The 17,073-nt window shown below is 68.1% G+C and carries 18 protein-coding genes; 4 read left to right on the top strand and 14 right to left on the bottom strand.

What is annotated here, in order from left to right; all coding sequences use genetic code 11:
* Nucleotides 1–8: 8 nt before the first annotated feature.
* The 7 genes from NI2_RS34035 to NI2_RS26975 all read right to left on the bottom strand — a co-directional run bounded on the left by NI2_RS34035 (nt 9) and on the right by NI2_RS26975 (nt 6,779).
* Nucleotides 9–548, bottom strand: coding sequence for a hypothetical protein (locus NI2_RS34035; protein WP_133733797.1), 540 nt, complete (start codon nt 546–548; stop codon nt 9–11).
* Between the two features lie 330 nt (nt 549–878).
* Complete coding sequence (locus NI2_RS27000; protein WP_067496324.1) at nt 879–1,676, bottom strand: ABC transporter permease; 798 nt, start codon at nt 1,674–1,676, stop codon at nt 879–881.
* A 2-nt stretch (nt 1,677–1,678) separates the two neighbouring features.
* The gene (locus NI2_RS26995; RefSeq protein ID WP_067496321.1) at nt 1,679–2,572 is read right to left on the bottom strand and encodes a 2-aminoethylphosphonate ABC transporter permease subunit; all 894 of its coding nucleotides are present in this window, start codon (nt 2,570–2,572) and stop codon (nt 1,679–1,681) included.
* 70 nt (nt 2,573–2,642) lie between these two features.
* Nucleotides 2,643–3,830 carry an ABC transporter ATP-binding protein gene (locus NI2_RS26990; RefSeq protein WP_067496318.1) on the bottom strand — a complete coding sequence of 396 codons (1,188 nt, stop codon included), beginning with the start codon at nt 3,828–3,830 and terminating at the stop codon, nt 2,643–2,645.
* 24 nt (nt 3,831–3,854) lie between these two features.
* Nucleotides 3,855–4,901: a 2-aminoethylphosphonate ABC transporter substrate-binding protein gene (locus NI2_RS26985; RefSeq protein ID WP_255284040.1), complete on the bottom strand. Its 1,047-nt coding sequence runs from the start codon at nt 4,899–4,901 to the stop codon at nt 3,855–3,857.
* A 61-nt stretch (nt 4,902–4,962) separates the two neighbouring features.
* Complete coding sequence (locus tag NI2_RS26980) at nt 4,963–5,643, bottom strand: phosphonatase-like hydrolase (protein ID WP_067496466.1); 681 nt, start codon at nt 5,641–5,643, stop codon at nt 4,963–4,965.
* A gap of 8 nt (nt 5,644–5,651) precedes the next feature.
* On the bottom strand, nt 5,652–6,779 hold the full coding sequence (locus NI2_RS26975) for a TIGR03364 family FAD-dependent oxidoreductase (RefSeq protein WP_067496310.1): 1,128 nt from the start codon (nt 6,777–6,779) through the stop codon (nt 5,652–5,654).
* Nucleotides 6,780–6,876: 97 nt separating this feature from the next.
* Between NI2_RS26975 and NI2_RS26970 the strand changes: the two genes are divergently transcribed.
* Nucleotides 6,877–7,599 (top strand): GntR family transcriptional regulator, encoded by a 723-nt coding sequence (locus NI2_RS26970; RefSeq protein WP_067496309.1) that lies wholly within the window; start codon nt 6,877–6,879, stop codon nt 7,597–7,599.
* A gap of 3 nt (nt 7,600–7,602) precedes the next feature.
* Here the strand turns inward: NI2_RS26970 and NI2_RS26965 are convergent, their stop codons facing one another.
* The gene (locus NI2_RS26965) at nt 7,603–7,962 is read right to left on the bottom strand and encodes a DUF4254 domain-containing protein (RefSeq protein WP_067496462.1); all 360 of its coding nucleotides are present in this window, start codon (nt 7,960–7,962) and stop codon (nt 7,603–7,605) included.
* A gap of 388 nt (nt 7,963–8,350) precedes the next feature.
* Here NI2_RS26965 and NI2_RS26960 point away from each other — a divergent pair, with 388 nt between their 5' ends.
* A complete protein-coding gene (locus tag NI2_RS26960) occupies nt 8,351–9,232 on the top strand; it encodes a helix-turn-helix domain-containing protein (protein ID WP_067496306.1) in 882 nt (293 codons plus the stop codon).
* Nucleotides 9,233–9,239: 7 nt separating this feature from the next.
* On the opposite strand, the gene NI2_RS26955 is transcribed toward NI2_RS26960, so the two are convergent.
* The 3 genes from NI2_RS26955 to NI2_RS26945 form a co-directional block, all read right to left on the bottom strand.
* Nucleotides 9,240–10,064: a thioesterase domain-containing protein gene (locus NI2_RS26955; protein ID WP_067496303.1), complete on the bottom strand. Its 825-nt coding sequence runs from the start codon at nt 10,062–10,064 to the stop codon at nt 9,240–9,242.
* 56 nt (nt 10,065–10,120) lie between these two features.
* The gene (locus NI2_RS26950; RefSeq protein ID WP_084476870.1) at nt 10,121–10,585 is read right to left on the bottom strand and encodes a DUF4254 domain-containing protein; all 465 of its coding nucleotides are present in this window, start codon (nt 10,583–10,585) and stop codon (nt 10,121–10,123) included.
* A gap of 129 nt (nt 10,586–10,714) precedes the next feature.
* Complete coding sequence (locus NI2_RS26945) at nt 10,715–12,061, bottom strand: TIGR03118 family protein (RefSeq protein ID WP_243749701.1); 1,347 nt, start codon at nt 12,059–12,061, stop codon at nt 10,715–10,717.
* A gap of 114 nt (nt 12,062–12,175) precedes the next feature.
* On the opposite strand from NI2_RS26945, the gene NI2_RS26940 reads away from it, so the two are divergent.
* Both NI2_RS26940 and NI2_RS26935 read left to right on the top strand, forming a co-directional pair.
* A complete protein-coding gene (locus NI2_RS26940) occupies nt 12,176–12,673 on the top strand; it encodes a peroxynitrite isomerase (protein ID WP_067496295.1) in 498 nt (165 codons plus the stop codon).
* 210 nt (nt 12,674–12,883) lie between these two features.
* Entirely contained in the window at nt 12,884–13,075 is a 192-nt protein-coding gene (locus NI2_RS26935; protein ID WP_067496292.1) for a hypothetical protein, read from the top strand.
* Here the strand turns inward: NI2_RS26935 and NI2_RS26930 are convergent.
* From NI2_RS26930 to ispG, 3 genes are all read right to left on the bottom strand, one after another.
* Nucleotides 13,069–14,859 carry a penicillin-binding transpeptidase domain-containing protein gene (locus tag NI2_RS26930; RefSeq protein ID WP_067496289.1) on the bottom strand — a complete coding sequence of 597 codons (1,791 nt, stop codon included), beginning with the start codon at nt 14,857–14,859 and terminating at the stop codon, nt 13,069–13,071. The two genes, NI2_RS26935 and NI2_RS26930, sit on opposite strands and share 7 nt — an antisense overlap.
* 65 nt (nt 14,860–14,924) lie before the next feature.
* On the bottom strand, nt 14,925–15,779 hold the full coding sequence (locus NI2_RS26925) for a GNAT family N-acetyltransferase (protein WP_247607075.1): 855 nt from the start codon (nt 15,777–15,779) through the stop codon (nt 14,925–14,927).
* Between the two features lie 80 nt (nt 15,780–15,859).
* Nucleotides 15,860–17,014 carry a flavodoxin-dependent (E)-4-hydroxy-3-methylbut-2-enyl-diphosphate synthase gene (gene ispG / locus NI2_RS26920; RefSeq protein ID WP_067496286.1) on the bottom strand — a complete coding sequence of 385 codons (1,155 nt, stop codon included), beginning with the start codon at nt 17,012–17,014 and terminating at the stop codon, nt 15,860–15,862.
* Nucleotides 17,015–17,073: the final 59 nt, after the last annotated feature.

Below are 17,073 nucleotides of genomic sequence, written 5' to 3'. Positions count from 1 at the left end.
GAGGCCCATCAGCCGAGCGGGGCGGTGTGCTTGATCCAGGAATCGAGCTGATCCTGGAAATCGGTTCCGTAGGTGTAGATCAGGAAGAGATCCCGTTCGGAGTCACCGGGGAAGGACGTGAACATGTAAGGGCGCCCGTTGTCCCCGCTGGCTTGGTAGTTCGTGTAGGCGACCCCATCATTGGTTCCGGACGACTGGCGGGCGCCCGGAATGCGGCCGAGCACATCCCGTACTTCGTTCGGACCGGTGAACTGCAGGATGGTGAAGGTGGGTTCGCCGCCGGAGTTGACACACCCCCAGGCATGGTCCCAGCCGGAGGCGAGGAGTGCCGCAGGCATCGGCGGCCCGCCCGTCGTTGTCGACGGCGGCTCTTGCGCGGTCCCCCGGGTACACCGTGTGTCCTGGAAACCCGTCCCCTCATAGCGCTCCTCCGGCAAGAGCCCCGGAAAAACACGTTGCATCGGATCCAGCTGCGATCGATTCCACGAGCGGATAGCGACGACCGCAGCCACGACGAGCAGGATGACAACCACCACGCCTGCCAGCACGATCCAGGTGCTACTACCGGACTTCGGCGGCGGAACCGGCGGCCATTGCGTCGGCCGGTGTGGGTACGGTGCGGCATATTGCTGCGGGGGCGGGTACCAAGGCTGTGGCTGGAACTGAGCGCCGCCGGGAGGCGGGTACGGCGGCTGCTGTGGATAGTTCACGACGCACCGACCCCCGACCGGGTCGATCGGCATTCGCGCGTTCCCGGACTCCGATCGGACACCGGCACCCCCCTTTTCGGATTCCAACAGATGCAGATCGTAACCGTCACGTGGGCCGGACAGCTCGTCGATACCCGCCGGGAATCGACGACGCGTCCCGGTGCCGGATCAGCGGAGCGCGGCGCGGCCGCGCAACCGGCCGAGGACGACCAGTACCACGAGGGTCACCGTGACGAGGATCGTTGTCGCGGCGGCGGCGTCGAAGACTTCTCCACGGTCGGTCTGGGCGAAGATGCTGACCGGCAGGGTTTTCCAGGTGGCGGGGTACACCATGATGGTGGCGCCTAGTTCGCCCATAGACAGAGCGATCGAGAGGCCTGCGGCGGCGCCGAGGGCGGGGAGCAGCAGGGGCAGCGTGATCTGGGTCAGGACGCGCAGGGGGCCTGCACCGAGGGATTCGGCGGCTTGGCGGTACGCGGGGTCGAGGCGGTCGAGGGCGGCGGAGATGGCACTGAAGGCGTAGGCGAAGACCAGGACGGTATGAGCCAGGATGACGATCCACCTGGTGCCGCCCAGCAGCAGCGGACGTTCGTTGAAGGCGATGAGGACGCCGAGGCCGATGGCCACCGAGGGCACCGCGACCGGCAGGTGGAAGACGGCGTCGGTGAGGCGACGCAACCAGGTGGGCGCTTCACGGGCCGCGAGGGCCGCCCAGCTGCCGACGGCCAGGGCGACCGCGCCCGAGATCAGCGCGGTCTGCAGGCTCACCGACAGGCTCGCGGCCTGTTCACCGCGCACAGCGCTGCCGAGATTGGCGAAACCGAGGTCCGCCGGAAGCGGGCCGGTCCAGCTGCCCGCGAGCGCGGCGAGAACCACCGTCGCGATCGGAGCGACGAAGACCACCGTCACCACGAGCCCGAAGGTGGTGAGTACCAACAGTTTCCCGCGCGGAGTCCAGACGAGCACGATCAGTCCTCCTTCGGACGGGCGATGAACCGGGCGAACACCAGCCGGTAGGTGAGGTACAGGGTGAGCGACAGCACCACCTGCACGGTGGCGAGGACGGCGGCGCCGGGCAGGTCGAAGGTGACGATGCCGCGGGTGTAGATCAACGCGGGCAGCGTGATGACACCCTTGGCGCCGGTGAACAGCACGATGCCGAACTCGTTGAGCGTCAGCAGCAACACGAGGCTGCCGCCGGCCGCCAGCGCGGGCCACGCTTCGGGCAGCACCACCTGGCGCAGCACCCGCCACGGCGAGGCGCCGAGACTGGCCGCCACATCGAGCTGTTCGCGCGGCAGTTGCGCGAACGCGGCGAGCACGGGTCGCACCACGAACGGGGTGAAGAAGGTGATCTCGGCGAGGATCACGCCCAGCGGCGTGGTGAGAAAATCGATGACCGGCGTTGTCGCCCCGGTCAATTCGGCGATCAACGCGTTCACCGCCCCCGCCGTGCCGTAGAGGAAGGTGAAGGCCAGGGTGATGAGGAACGACGGCAGCGTGAGGATGGTGTCGATGAGCCGGCCGACCACCCCCGAACCGGCGAACGGCACGAACGCGAGCACGATCGCCAGGAACATGCCGAGCACCAGGCAGCCGAACGTCGAGCACACGGCGATGGAGATGGTGCGCCACAACGCATCCTGGAACGCCGCCGAGCCGAGGACCGTCGACCACATCTCGGTTCCGCGTCCGGTGGGCGTGCGCGTCGACTCCGTGAGGACCCGGAGAATCGGATAGCCGGCGATACCGAGCACGATGAGCACGGGCGGCAGAACCCAGAGCACGGGCACCCATGAGCGCTGCGTACCACCGGCTTCTGGCTTGACGGCTCCAGGCGGATCCAGCACCGGCGCACTCATCACCGCACCTCGCCATCGTCGTGGCACAGACCGAAGTCGTGTCCGATCACCGCAAAGAATCCAACTGACATCATGATGCCGATCCCTCACCGCGAGAACTCGCGCCGATCGTGTTCGCGATCAACACACCGGCCGGATCGGGCAAGACGACCCCAACCACCGCACCCACCGCAGCGGTGAAGTGTCCGGGCACGTCGGCGGCGAGCACGGATGGCAACCCGTCGACATCCAGCTCGACCCGGGTCGACGCCCCACGCCACACCGCACTGCGCACGGTGGCACGCAAAGCATCGCGATCCGAGGTCTTGCCGAGGGTGATGGTGTGCGGGCGCACGCACAGCAGCGCGGCGTCGTCCGGCTTCCACTCGTCCTGCCCGACACCGGGCACCGGCGCCTGGGCACGCAGCGTCGACGTTCCCGCGCTGACCAGCGCCGCCGTCCCGGTGACATGCTTCACCGTGCACGGCACCAGGTTCGCCCCACCGAGGAACCCGGCGGTGAAGTCGGAAGGTGGTCGCTGCCAGAGGTTTTCGGCGGTGTCGATGTCGACGAGGCGGGAATCACGCATCACCGCGATCCGGTCGGCCAGGGCGAGCGCCTCGGCCTGATCGTGGGTGACGTACAGCATCGCCGTGTCGGGCAACGCCTTCCGCAATTGCTGCAATTCGCCGAGCATCGAGTGCCGCAACTGCGCGTCGAGGGCGGCGAGTGGTTCGTCGAGCAGCAGCACCCTCGGCCGGATGGCCAGCGCACGGGCGATCGCCACCCGCTGCTGCTGACCACCCGACAGTTCCCTCGGCAGACGCTCGGCATAGCCACCCATGCCGACCATCTCCAAGGCCTCGGTGACGCGCGGCCCGATCTCGGCGCGCGGCACCCGCTGCGATTTCAACCCGAACGCCACATTGCTGTGCACGCTCATGTGCGGGAACAGCGCGTACGACTGCACGACCACGCCGATCCCCCGCTTGGCGGGCGACAACGCGGTGACATCGCGTCCGGCCAACCGCACCGAACCCGACGTGGGACGAACGAATCCGGCCAGCGCCTTGAGCGCGGTCGACTTGCCCGACCCACTCGGGCCGAGCAATGCCACCGTCTCGCCGACGGCGACGCGCAGGCTGAAGTCGGCCAGCGCGACAGCGGCCTTGCCGCCCCGGCCGTAGCTGACACCGACCCTGTCGAACACGATCGCCGGTTCGGTCGTGGTGGCACCGGCCGAAACGACGGACCCCGTGCGCACGTCACCATCGGACATTGTCGACTCCTTTTACAGGGGATTTCAGCTGCCGGTTGCCTTCTGGTATGCCGCGAGATCCGCATCCAGCTCGGTGAGCACCGTGTTCCAGTCGACCGGAACCACGTCGACACCACGCATCGCCGCGGCGGGACCGCCCTCGGCGGGCGCGGGCACATCGGTACGCGGCGACACCGCGAACGCCTCGGGTCCGAGCGCTGCCTGCGCCTCGGGCGCCATCAGGAACCGCATCAGCTCGGTGGCGTCGCCCTTGTGCGGCGCGCCCTTGGCAAGACCCATCATGTACGGCACCGCCACGGTGGAACGCTTGCCGTCGGCGGCGGGGAAGAAGACGTTGAACTTCGAACCCTTCTCCTTCACCGTGGTGAGGTTCATCTGCACGTCGCCGTTGGCGATGAGCAACTCACCCTTGTCGACCTTGGCCTGCAGCTTGCCGGTCGACGACGACGGGCCGACATTGTTGGCCTGCAACGCCGCCAGGTAGTCCAGCGCACCCTGCTTGCCGCGCAACTGCTGCAGCAGCACGAGCACCGCCGTGCCGTCACCGGCCTGGCCGGGCGTCGAGTACTGCAGCTTGCCCTTGAACTCCGGCTTCAGCAGGTCGTCCCAGGTGAGCGCGGCGGCATCGACCGACGGGTTGGCGATGAAGCACAGGAAGTTGTTGGCCATCGTCACGTAGTTGCCGTCGGGATCCTTGTCGGCGGCCGGGATCGCGGCGGTGTCGATACCGCTGGGCTGCAGCAGACCCGACTGCTCGGCCTTCTGGATGAACGGCGGCAGGGTGACCACGATGTCGGCCTGCGGATTGGACTGTTCCTTGTCGACCCGGTTGACCACCTCGCCCGACCCGGCCTCGACCAGGTTCACCGCGATCCCGGTCCGCTCGGTGAACTCGTCGAAGCGGTTCTTGTACCAGCCGCCGACGCCGTCGGCGGAGTACACGGTGACGGTGCGGCCGTCGGCCGACTCGGTTCCGGTGCCGCCACACGCCGAGGAGAACGCGACGGCGGTGACGCCTGCCAGCAGCAACGCGGTGCGCGCGAGGCGGCGTCTGGTGAGGGAAGTACGCACGATGACAACAACTTTCGTTTCACGGAGGTGCATTCGCCGCGGCGGTCGCCGCGACGCAAGTTCAGGCGAGCAGCAGGGCGGGGAAGTCGGCGACGGAGTCGATGACGTGGGTGGCGCCCGCCTCTCGCAGCTGTGCCGCGCTGTGCGCGCCGGTCAGGGTGCCCGCGACGATGCGCGCCCCGGCCGCCAGACCGGTCGCGATATCGCTGGTGGTGTCGCCGAGGACGGCGATCCGGTCGACCGCGTCGACCCGCAGGCGCAGAGCCGCGGTGAGCACCATGTCCGGGTAGGGACGGCCACGGCCGGCGTCGGACGGGGCGAGGGTGAGGTCGGCCAGCTCGGCCCAGCCGAGCGCGGACAGCAGCTTGTCCTGGGTGCCGCGGCTGAACCCGGTGGTGAGCGCCACCCGGACACCCGCGTCGCGCAGGGCCGTGATCGCCTCTACCGCACCGGGTACGGGCGCGATGTCGGCCTCGCCGACGAGCGCGTCGTAGGCCGCCTCGAAGGCGCGATTACCTGCCTGGGCCGCGTCCTCGTCACCGAGCAGCGCACGGAAGACCTCGATCTTGGACTGCCCCATGGTGTCGAGCACGTATCGGCGGGCCGCCTCGCGACGTGGGCCGTCGGCCTCGATCCCGACCGCGGTAGCCGCCTCCTCGAAGGCGCGAAGCACCAATCCGCCGTCGGCGACGGTGGTACCGGCCATGTCGAGCACGGCGAGCTGAATGTTGTTGTGATGCATGGTGATCCTCACAGTCCGATCTCGTCGGCGGTTTGTTCGCCGAGCGCGGGGCCGAGCGTCATTCCGCGACCGCCGGGGCCGGTCACCACCCACACGTTGGTGTCGGCCCGCACCCGGGTGACGATGGCGTCCGGATCGACGCTCTGGCTGTAGACACCCGCCCAGCGGCGTACCACCCGTGGCAGCTTGCGGCCGAGCAGCTCCTCGGTCACCTCGGTGAGGTGGTCGTAGGGCGCTTCGTCGACGTCGAAGGCGAACGGTTCGGTGTATTCGTGGGTATCGCCGATGGTCAGCCCGCCGTGCAACCGCTGCACACACAGCAGCTGCATCTTGTGCTCGGCGGCGGTGGCCGTCTGCGACTGCTCGCGCGCGAGCGAATCCACCTGTGGGCCCGCGAAACCCGGGTAGTAGCGGAAGCTGTCACCGTCGGCGATCGCCGTGGTGAGTGCTTCGCCGAGCGGCTCGGTCTGCATCATCTGCAACCGCACCCGGCGCACCGGCAGCACACCGGCCAGTTCCCGGGTGAGCCCGGAATGCGCCGCTCCTGGGCAGTGCACGACCAGGTCGGCCTCGTGACGGCGGCCCTGATCGTCGAGCACCACCGCACCGGCGCCGGTATCGGTAACCGACCGGGCCTCGGTCGACTCGTGGAAGGTGTAGCGACCGCTCGCGGCCATGTGGGCGCGCAACGCGGGCAACGCCTGCCGCGACTCCACCGCCGCGTCGGCCGAACAGTGCAGGCCGGCCAGGTATTTGCCCCGCAGCGCCGGGTTGTGCGCCAGCACCTGCTCGGGTTCGAGCAGGGTGAAACCGCGATCGGCCGCGGTCGGCCCCGCCGTGGCGGCCTCGGCGACGGCCAGCTCCGCCGGCGTGCGGACCAGGGTGATGGACCCGGCGGGCCGGAAACCGACACCCGCGACCCGACCGCCGATCTCCTCCCACAGCTCGCGCGAACGCAGCGTGAGTTCCAGCTCGCCCGCCGACCGCCCGGATACCCAGACCAGGCCGAAGTTGCGGACCGTCGCGCCGCGCGCCTCGCGTTCGCGTTCCAGGTGGACGACCTCGTGGCCGCGGGCTATCGCGGCCCAGGCGTGCGCCGTGCCGAGAATCCCACCACCGATGATGACCAATCGCATGGCACCGATAGTGGCAAATGGTCTAGACCGATAGGTGTGGCCAGGGCGAACACCGCGTTAACTTTTGGTATAGACCAATCCGGGTACGCTGAGCGGCATGGATTCACCGCACACCACGCGCGTCCCGAAGGTGTTCCGCGTCCGCACCGAGATCGACGCGATCCTCGCCGAACTCGACGAGGGCGACCCGGTGCCGTCGGAACGCGATCTCGCCACCCGCTTCGGAGTGGCGCGCGAGACGGTGCGCCACGCGCTGCGGGAACTGCTGGTGGAAGGCAGGATTCGCCGGCGCGGACGCGGAACGGTTGTGTCGCGGCCGAAACTCACCCAGCCGCTGTCGCTGCGCTCCTACACCGAGGGCGCGATCAGTCTCGGCCGCGTACCCGGCCGCGTAGTCGTGGCCTGGGAAGACGTTCCCGCCGACGCGCAGACCGCGACCGATCTCGAGGTGGAACCCGGCACGCCGGTGATGCACCTCGAACGCGTCCTGCTCGCCGACGGTGAACGCATCGGCCTGGAAAGCACCTATCTGCCACTGCATCGCTTCGGCGGGCTTCGTGGCAGTTACGACCCGACCACGTCGCTCTACGCCGCGATCCGCGCCACCGGCGTGAGCTTTGCCGGTGCGCGGGAACGCATCGAGACCGTTCTCGCCTCGCCGCGGGAGGCGGGCCTGCTCGAAAGCACGACCGCACTACCGATGTTGCTGCTGCACAGGCGAAGTGTCGATGCGGACGGCGCACCCATCGAACGGGTGCGCTCGCTCTATCGTGGTGACCGTGTCGCCTTCGAGGCGAGGCTGTCACCGGAACCCGCGTAGCCCCTACTGCTCGGGCAGCCTTCGCCTGCCACCGATCACATCGGTGACCAGGTCGGTGTAGCCGTCGACCAGTTCGGCCAGGTGATACCAATGTTTGTGCGTGCTGTCGCTTCGCGCACCGTCCAGATCAATGGCCTGGTTGGCATCCACCCAGCTTCGCGCCATCCGGTCGACGACGGCGCCGAGACTTTCGGTGTGCAGCGAGGCACCCGTCCGATTCACCGGAATCTCGGCGACAATCCAGTCGTTGATGTCGTCGACGAGTTCTCCTCGACGGCAATCTATTTCGGCGATCAATGCGGCGTCACGCACCTGTGCCCGCCGTTCGTGCAGCTCAGCGAGCGCGTGTGCCGATCGCAGCAATTCGCGATCCTGGAAACGCCGCCCCTGGAAGGCGCACAACAATTGTGGCGCCGTCGGCAGTACCCCACCCATCACCGGCGCGCTCATCGCAACGCCCCGAATTCACCCGACACCCAAGATTTGTATACCAACATGATTGGCTCTCGATTCGGTTATCCCGGTCTTCTGTTCGGCTTGCTCGCAACCAGGCTAACTGGATCATGCTCGCTCACAACGGGAAACGCAAGATTGCGTTGTCACTCCTGCAGTAAAGCCGCCCTGACAGAACCGCGGGTCACTTGACCACAAGCGAACAGGCCGACCGGCATTCTTTCCCGAACCCGTGACAGCATGGACGAGCAGCGCAATAATGCGATTCACGTGACGCGCCACAGGCGAAGGGGCACCCATGGCAGGCAAGCGAACCACACTCACCGTCCGGCTTCGCAGGCTCGCCGCGATGCTCCGTGAGCTGCGCGAATCCGCCGGGCTCAGCAAAGAGGACGTGAGCGCGCGCACCGGCATCAACGTGACAACGCTGTACCGCATCGAAATGGCGCAGGCGCGCCCGCAGCGGCGCACGCTCAGCGCGATGCTCGACCTGTGCCAGGTGAGCGAGAAAATGCGCGAGGAGGCCATGAGCCTGCTCAGCGACGCGCTCAAACCGGGTATGTCACATGCGTACGAAGGCGCGTTGTCCGATGTCTACGCCACCTACATCAACTTCGAGGCGGAAGCACTTTCGGCACGCCAGTACCAGACCTCCACTGTGCCCGGCCTTTTGCAGACCTTCGAATACGCGGCGGCGGTGATCGATACGTCGATGCCGCGCCTCGATGCCTCCGTGATGGAGAGCCGGGCCAAGGCGCGCATGGACCGCGCGGTGAACCTGACGAAGGACGATCCGCTCGAGCTGTGGGTGGTGATGGACGAGGCCGCCATCCGCCGGGTGGTCGGCGGTCCGGTGACCATGGTCGGCCAGCTCGACCGGCTGCTGGAGGAGACCAAGCGCAAGAACGTGATTCTGCAGGTCCTGCCGTTCGAGGCGGGCGCGCATCCCGGCATGGCCGGATCGTTCACGCTGCTCGACTTCCGCAATCCGGTCGACCCCGAACTGGTGTACGTGGAGAGCATGTCCGTGCACGACCTGGTCGAAGGTCATTCGGAGATCCGCCGATTCGGCGTGATCTTCGACCAGTTGCGGGCCATGGCACTGAGCCCACGTGATTCCGCCGCGCTGATTCAGCGGGCACGCGACGAGATCGCGGCCGGGGTGGATCGGGCGCGGTAACCGCTCCTCATGGGCTGAGCAGGCCGGCGATCCGGGCGAGGACCTCGGGTGCGAGGAGGTCGTCGAGGGTCGCGTCGACCGCATGGGCCGTCACGTTGCCCGTCACCAGGCGACGCCAGTCCTCCACCGCGGCAGCCGCATCGGGTCGATCGCGCTCGGGGACGACCAGGACGAGTTCGCCGGGCAGGCTTTGTGGGCGGTGGGTCGACGCTGCGCGTGCGACCGCGTCGGAGTGATCGATCAGGTGCCGCAATTCGTCGCCCGTCATGGCGATCGTGCCCGCCAGCCTGTCGGCCAATTCGGCCGCTGACGTGTCAATGCCCATTTCATGGTTGTGCGGACGGGATTCGTTGTCCGCGACGCCGATGAGCCGCTCGACGAATTTGCCCGGCGCCGTCGGTGACAGGGGTCCGGCACCGGCATCCGTGCCCAGGAGGACAACCCGGACATCCTGGTTGTCCTCCCCCAGCCGCACCGCCATCTCCTGCGCGACGAGGCCGCCCGCCGACCATCCGAGCAACCGATACGGCCCCTGCGGAGCGATCCGGCGGATCTCGGGCAGGAAGTGCTGCGCGTAGTCGCCGATCGTCGGCAGGTCGACAAGCGTCTGCAGCCCGTAGACGGGTACCTCCGGCTCGAGGTCGGCGAGCAGGCAGGCGAACGGCCAAGCCAGGCCCGCTTCACCGGCGAGACAGAACAGCGGTGTGCCGTCGACCGAATCCGAGCGGGGACGGATCGGCAGCACGGTCGACACCGCGGCAGCGGGTCGCGGTTCGGCGTACACCTCGCGGGACCACTCGCAGGTCTGCGCCTGCTCCTCGTCTGTGCGCACAACAAATGGTACGTCGTACGAAACTTCTACCGAGCCAACAATTCCGGGGGCACCGGTCAGTAAACGACCGAGGGAAGACAGCGGGAACCGGCCCACAGATCGTCGATCAGGCGCTGGTAGCTCTCGGCGAGGTCGTCGAGCCGGGCCCACTCGTCGTAGAACTGCGCGTCGGTGGCGTCGGCCATGGTGACGAACAGCCGCACGCTGTGCGCGGCGAGCCGGTCGACGAGCATGCCGAGGGTTTCGCAGTGCTCGGCCGCGGTGGCCGAGGGCAGCGGGGCGGCCAGGATCACCCAGCGGTCGATCGCGCGCATCAGCTGCGCCCGGCGACGGTCGATTCCGGGCGCCTCGAAGGTCGGCGTGCGATCGCGCACCTGGTGCAGCACGGCGAGCTCGGCCGCCGCGTGCAGCACCGGGTGGTAGCCATCGGCCAGTCCACGGAACGCGGCGAGCATCAGCTCACGCCCGGGCAACCTGGTCCGGTCTACCGAAAACCGCGTCTCACAGCGCATCACCGTCATCTGACACCTCCGGCTCGGCCACCCCGGCAAACACTCCGCCACCACTGTCCCCTATCACGATGCAAGACGGAAGCGAACAGGCCTGCGGACATCCAGGTTGTCCTGTTCGCCTGGCGTGTGCCCGCCGCGCTACAGCGCGCGCAGACTGCCGAACAGACCGTCTTTCTCCTCACGTGGGCCCGCGGTGAAGTACAGCGCGTCGGCGTCGCCGGCGCTCTCACCGTTGCCGAACATCAGCGCCCACAACCCCTCGATCTGCACCGGCTCGCCGCCGCTGTCGCGCAGGTAGTCGACAAAGGTCCCGGTGGTGTCGTCGAAAGCGAGGACCCGGCCGAGGCCACCGGAGTTGCCGATCAGCAACTTGCCCGAGAGCGCACCGAAGTTCGACGGCGCGATCGTCACCGCCCACGGTGCGTTGAGGCGCCCGCCGTCGTCGATGATGCGCACCAGCTTGCCCGCGGCGTCGAATTCGGCGACCTTGCCCTTGTCCGGGGTACCGCCTGCCGCTTCGTCGGCCTTGGCGTCGAGCGAGACCTCCTCACCCTTGTCGAAGGCCTCGGGATCCTTCTTGTCGGCCTTGGTCACGGCGTAGGAGACGAACACCCGGCTGCCGACCGTGGTGATGTTGAACGGCGCCGGGTCGCCGGGAACGGCCTTGTTGCCCTTCTCCGGACTGGCGGGGTCGATGGGCTTGCCGGTGGCGAACGGGTTGGCGAAGCCGGTGGTCGCCACCGGCTGCCAGAACTTGTCGAAGGTGCGGATCTGCGGGTCGGCACCGAAGTCGGCGGCCAGCAGTTTGTCACCGGAGGGTGCGAGCGCGAGCCCGAAGAACGACATGCCCTGGGCCGAACCGTCGAAAACCTGGTTGGCGCCGCCGTTGCGGCGGATGACAGCTCCGTCGGGGGCCTGCTCGGTCCAGGCGTTGATCCTGCCGGAGTCCGTGCCGACGATGAACCGCGCCGAACCGCCGAGCGGGACCGGCATTCCGTTCAGATCGACCCATTGGTCGCGCACCACGAACAGATCGGAATTGATCGGGGCCGGGTTGAACACCACACCGGTCGTCTTGCCCGCCGACTTGTCGGACGGATCGGCATCGGTGCCGGGAATCGCGACGGATTCGAACTGGTCCCTGGTGAGTTTCTGCAGTGCCGGATCCGTCGACTCGCTGACATCCCCGAGGAACTGGAACGACTTTCCACCCGCGCCCACCCAGAAATGTCCACCCGCGCCCTTGGGCCGGGTCGCCAGACCCCAGGCGTCGACCATCTCGGAGATGGTGAATTGGGCGTGATAGGAGTCGGAGCTGGCGGCCAGATCGGTTTGGCTGTACCGGTTGCCGTCGAGGGCGGCGACACCGTCGCCCGCCGGATCGGTGCCCGAGCACGCGGCAGCGACCAGGAGCACCGCGCCGAGAACCGCGCCGCGCACCGGCCCGGACAGCACCCGGCGGGTGCCCCTCACATGTCCGTTCAACGTTCATTCCTTTCGACCTCCGCCGGACGGCGTTCAGGCGACGCTGACCTTATCCCGACCCGTGTGACGGTGTGCCGTGAACATGGCTGTGGTGGCAGGTCTAGGCTGTCGCGCGTGGTCGAACCAAGCGCGCCCATCGCCCCGCATCCCGCCGTCGCCGCCCTGGCACCGCTGCTCGGTACCTGGCGCGGGCGAGGTCACGGTGAGTACCCGACCATCGATCCCTTCGACTACGTCGAGGAGATCACCTTCGGCCATCTGGGCCGCCCGTTCCTGACCTACCGGCAGCGGACCAAGGCCGCCGACGACGGCCGCCCGCTGCACGCGGAGACGGGCTATCTGCGCGCCCCCGCACCCGGCAAGGTCGAACTGGTGCTCGCCCATCCCACCGGAATCACCGAGATCTGCGAGGGAACACTCACCGAAACCGTCGACGGAATTCGGCTCGAATTGAATTCGACGAATATCGGGTTGAGCGGGTCGGCGAAATCGGTGACGGCGGTAGGCCGTTCCTTCCATGTGACCGGAGACACCATCGAGTACACGCTGCGGATGGCCGCCGTCGGCGAATCACTGCAACATCATCTGAGCGCGACCCTGCAACGTGCGTGACAATGCAATTTCATTTGCACGTACCCGCTGAGCAGCGCGTTCGATCGCGACGGCGGATCGTCACGGTCGCATAGCGATTACGTTCGAACACGCCCGCACATATGGCAACAATTGTGTGTCGCTTACTGCCGCCGCCTGTTGCCGAGCGCTTCCGCGTTCTACGGTTCTCCCATTCGGAACACGTCGAAACCCTGGACGAGGGAGACGAATATGAGCCGTTCCACCCTGATTTTGACCACCGCCGGAATGATTCTCGGTGGTGCCATGGCCATCGATCTGCTCGACGCCCGAGTCCAATCCGCGCCGCCCAAACCGGCTCCCGGCTATGAAGTGGTCCACCGCGACGCGGTCGAGCACACCGACAAAGACGCCTACGTCGTCCCGCCGTATCGCGCTCAGTAACCGGGCGGCAGCGCCGCGAACATGTCACGGGTGACGGCGACCGCGTTGTCGGAACTGCCACCCTTGACCAGCAATGTCGCGAAGGCCATGTCGCCGCGGTAGCCGACGAACCACGAGTGCGATCCGCCGTCGACCTCCGCCTCCCCGGTCTTGCCGTACACCTCGCCCTGATCGCGGATGCGTTCGGCGGTGCCGCCGGTGACGACCATCCGCATCATCTCGCGCAGCCCCTCCACCACCTCGGGCGCGAGTTCGGGCCGCTCACCGACGATCTCGGTGGGCCTGCCCGCGATCAGATACGGCACCGGCGCCGACCCGTGCGCCACCGCCGCGGCCATCAGTGCCATCCCGAACGGGCTCGTCACCACCCGGCCCTGGCCGATGCCATCCTCGGCGCGCTGGACCAGCCCGTCGGCGGGCGGCACCGACCCCGACAGCGTCGGCAGCCCGGCCACCCGGTAGTCCTGGCCGATGCCGAGGCGGGCGGCGGCCTCGGTGAGCGCGTCGGGTTCGAGCCGGCTGGCCAGCCGCGCGAAGGTGGTGTTGCAGGAGCGTTCGTAGGCGGTGGCCATCGGCACATCACCCACCGTGAACAGGTTGTAGTTGGGAATCGTCCGCTCGCCGATGGTTGTCCGGCTCGGGCAGGGCAGCACCGTCTCGGGCGTCGCGATACCCGCCGCCATCGCCGCCGACGCCGTGACCGTCTTGAAGATCGAGCCGGGCGGGTACTGACCGCTCGTGGCCACGGGGCCGTCGCGGTCGGCGGCCTTGTTCTGGGCCACTGCGAGAATCGCGCCGGTGGAGGGCCTGATCACCACCATCATCGTCTGCTCGGTGCGCAGGTCGACCGCGTGCTGCGCCGAATTCTGCACGAAACGGTCGATACTGAGCGCGAACGACGGTGCGGGCTGGGCCGGGACCTCGTACAGCACATCGAGATCCGCGCCGTTGGCGTTGCGGGTGACCACGCTCCAGCCCGCCTTGCCGTCGACCTCGGCGATCACGGTCTTGCGCACCTGGGTGAGCAGGTCGGGGGCGAACTTGCGATCGGTGGGCACCATGTCCCACTCCTGGGTGAGCGTCACCCCGGGCAGACCGATCAGGTGACCGCCGAGAGTCTCGGCCTCGTACTCGCTGAGCAGGACGACCGTGTACGCCCCATCGGCTTTGCGCGCGGCCGACAGAATGGCTTGCGGGGTGTAGGCCACCGGATCGATGCGGCTCAGCGCGGCGGCCAGGGCCCCCGCGACCCGGTCGGGATCCGGGGCGTCGGCGACCGTGAACCGTACCCGTGACACCTTGCCCGGCACGAGCACGTCGCTGCCCGCCGACTCGTTGACCCGCGCGCGCGGCGCGGGTTGGGTTCGTAACTCCAGGCTTTGGGTGTCGCCGAGCTTGGGGTGGATGTCGGTGGCGGTCCAGCGCACCAGCCAGCGGCCGTCGCTGCGGCCCATCTGCAGTTCACCCGAATAGGTCCAGTGGCGGCCCTTGGGCAGTGTCCACTCGTAGGTGTAGTCGACGGTGGCGGTGTCGCCCTGCACGCGCGCGTCGCCGGTACGGACGGTGAGCTTCTCGGCCTGCAGCGCGTCCCAGGTGGAAGTGAGTGCGGCCGTGGCCTTCTCGGGTGAGGTCGTGAGACCACCCGCGGTGACCAGATCGCGGTCGGCCAAGGCCTCGGCGAAGTCCTGGGCGGCGGGCACCGGTCCCTGCGGACCCGTCGAACACGCGCCCGAGGAGAGCGCGAGCGCGAACACCGCACAGGTGGTGAAAATCCGAGTCCTCATCGGCACAGATGGTAACGGCGAACCGGGCGCCGACGACGCAACAACGCCGGGTCAGCGGCGGAAAACTAATCGACGAGGACGGTCGCGAAGGTGGCGATCTGACGGAAACCCACACGGCTGTAAGCTCGTCGGGCGATCTGGTTGTAGTCGTTCACGTACAGACTGGCCGTACGACCTGTCGACACAACGGCATTCGCGACGGCGGCCGTTCCCGCCGTCCCCACCCCGGCACCGCGATGCTCGGGATGCACCCACACGCCCTGGATCTGGCCGGTGCGCCGCGACAACGACCCGATCTCGGCCTTGTACACCACTTCGCCGTCGTCGAAACGTGCCCAGGCCCGGCCGGATTCGATGAGGCTCTTGATGCGGCGGCGGTAGCCGCGACCACCGTCGCCCGCGCGCGGGTCGACGCCGACCTCCTCGATGAACATGGAGATCGCGGCGGTGAGGTAGCGGTCGATCTCGTCGGGCCGCACTCGTCGCACCGCGCTGTCCGGGCGGGCGAGGGCCGGTTGGGCCAGGGCGAGCAGCGGCTGGTCGGCGCGTAACTCCCTCGCCGGTCCCCAACTCGGCGCCAGCATCTCCCACAGCGGCAGCGCCAACTCCTGCCTGCCGACCACGGAGGAACACACGCGCGGCCACCTGGTCGCCCGATCGGCGAACGCGCGAAGGGCCTGCTGATCGCCGCGCAGCGGAACCAGGTTCGCACCGGAGAAGCAGAGGGAGTCGGCCGGGCCGCCGCGACTCCACAACTCACCCACACCGGAACGGGTGTCGAGCCCGAATTCCTGGACACGGGCCGCGATCATGCACGAGGCGACCGGATCGGCGTCGAGGACCCGTAGCACCTCGGCCAGGTCCCGCACGGTCACCGGACGCGCGGGGGTGGCCTTGGACCGTCGCGTCGGCTCCAGCAGACTCCGCACGGCACCAGCCTGCCACGAAAGCGTGCGCAGTGGTACGGGTCGAGGTGAATCCGTCGCCGGACCGTGAGGGATCAGCCCGCGGTGACCACCGGCTGCGCACCCGGCTCGGTGCCCATCTCCTCGGCGATCCGCATCGCCTCCTCGATCAGAGTCTCCACGATCTGCGCTTCCGGCACGGTCTTGATGACCTCGCCCTTGACGAAGATCTGGCCCTTGCCGTTGCCGGAGGCCACTCCGAGATCGGCTTCGCGCGCCTCGCCCGGCCCGTTCACCACGCAACCCATCACGGCCACGCGCAACGGCACCTCGAGGCCGTCGAGACCGGCCGCGACGGCGTCGGCCAGGCTGTACACATCCACCTGGGCGCGTCCACACGACGGGCACGACACGATCTCGAGCTTGCGCGGACGCAGGTTCAGCGACTGCAGGATCTGGCCGCCGACCTTCACCTCTTCGGCGGGTGGCGCCGACAGCGAGACGCGGATCGTGTCACCGATTCCCTCGCTGAGCAGGGCGCCGAACGCGACCGCCGACTTGATGGTGCCCTGGAACGCCGGGCCCGCCTCGGTGACGCCGAGGTGCAGCGGGTAGTCGCTGCGCGCGGCGAGCTGACGGTAGGCCTCGACCATCACGACCGGGTCGTTGTGCTTGACCGAGATCTTGATGTCACCGAAGCCGTGGTCCTCGAACAGGCTCGCCTCCCACAGCGCCGACTCGACCAGCGCCTCGGGGGTGGCCTTGCCGTACTTCTCCATCATCCGCTTGTCCAGCGAACCGGCGTTCACGCCGATGCGGATCGGGATGCCCGCCGCGCCCGCGGCTTTGGCGACCTCGCCGACGCGACCGTCGAATTCCTTGATGTTGCCCGGGTTCACCCGCACCGCGGCGCAGCCCGCGTCGATGGCGGCGAAGATGTAGCGGGGCTGGAAGTGGATGTCGGCGATCACCGGGATCTGTGACTTCTTGGCGATGGTCGCCAGGGCGTCGGCGTCTTCCTGCCTGGGACACGCCACGCGCACGATGTCGCAGCCCGAGGCGGTGAGTTCGGCGATCTGCTGGAGGGTGGCGTTCACGTCGTGGGTCTTGGTGGTCGTCATCGACTGCACCGAGATGGGATGGTCACTGCCCACGCCGACATTGCCGACCATGAGCTGACGGGTCTTGCGCCGTGGTGCGAGAACAGCAGCGGGAGCGGCGGGCATCCCCAATCCGATAGTGCTGGTCACGGTCGGCTGCCTTCTTTCCTACGGATCTCGAATCGACCTGGGCTGATTGCTTCCGAGCT

Origin of the sequence: Nocardia ignorata NBRC 108230, from assembly GCF_001612905.1 — a bacterium.
In the GTDB taxonomy this organism is placed as follows: domain Bacteria; phylum Actinomycetota; class Actinomycetes; order Mycobacteriales; family Mycobacteriaceae; genus Nocardia; species Nocardia ignorata.
This window is presented reverse-complemented; position numbering and strand designations above follow the sequence as displayed.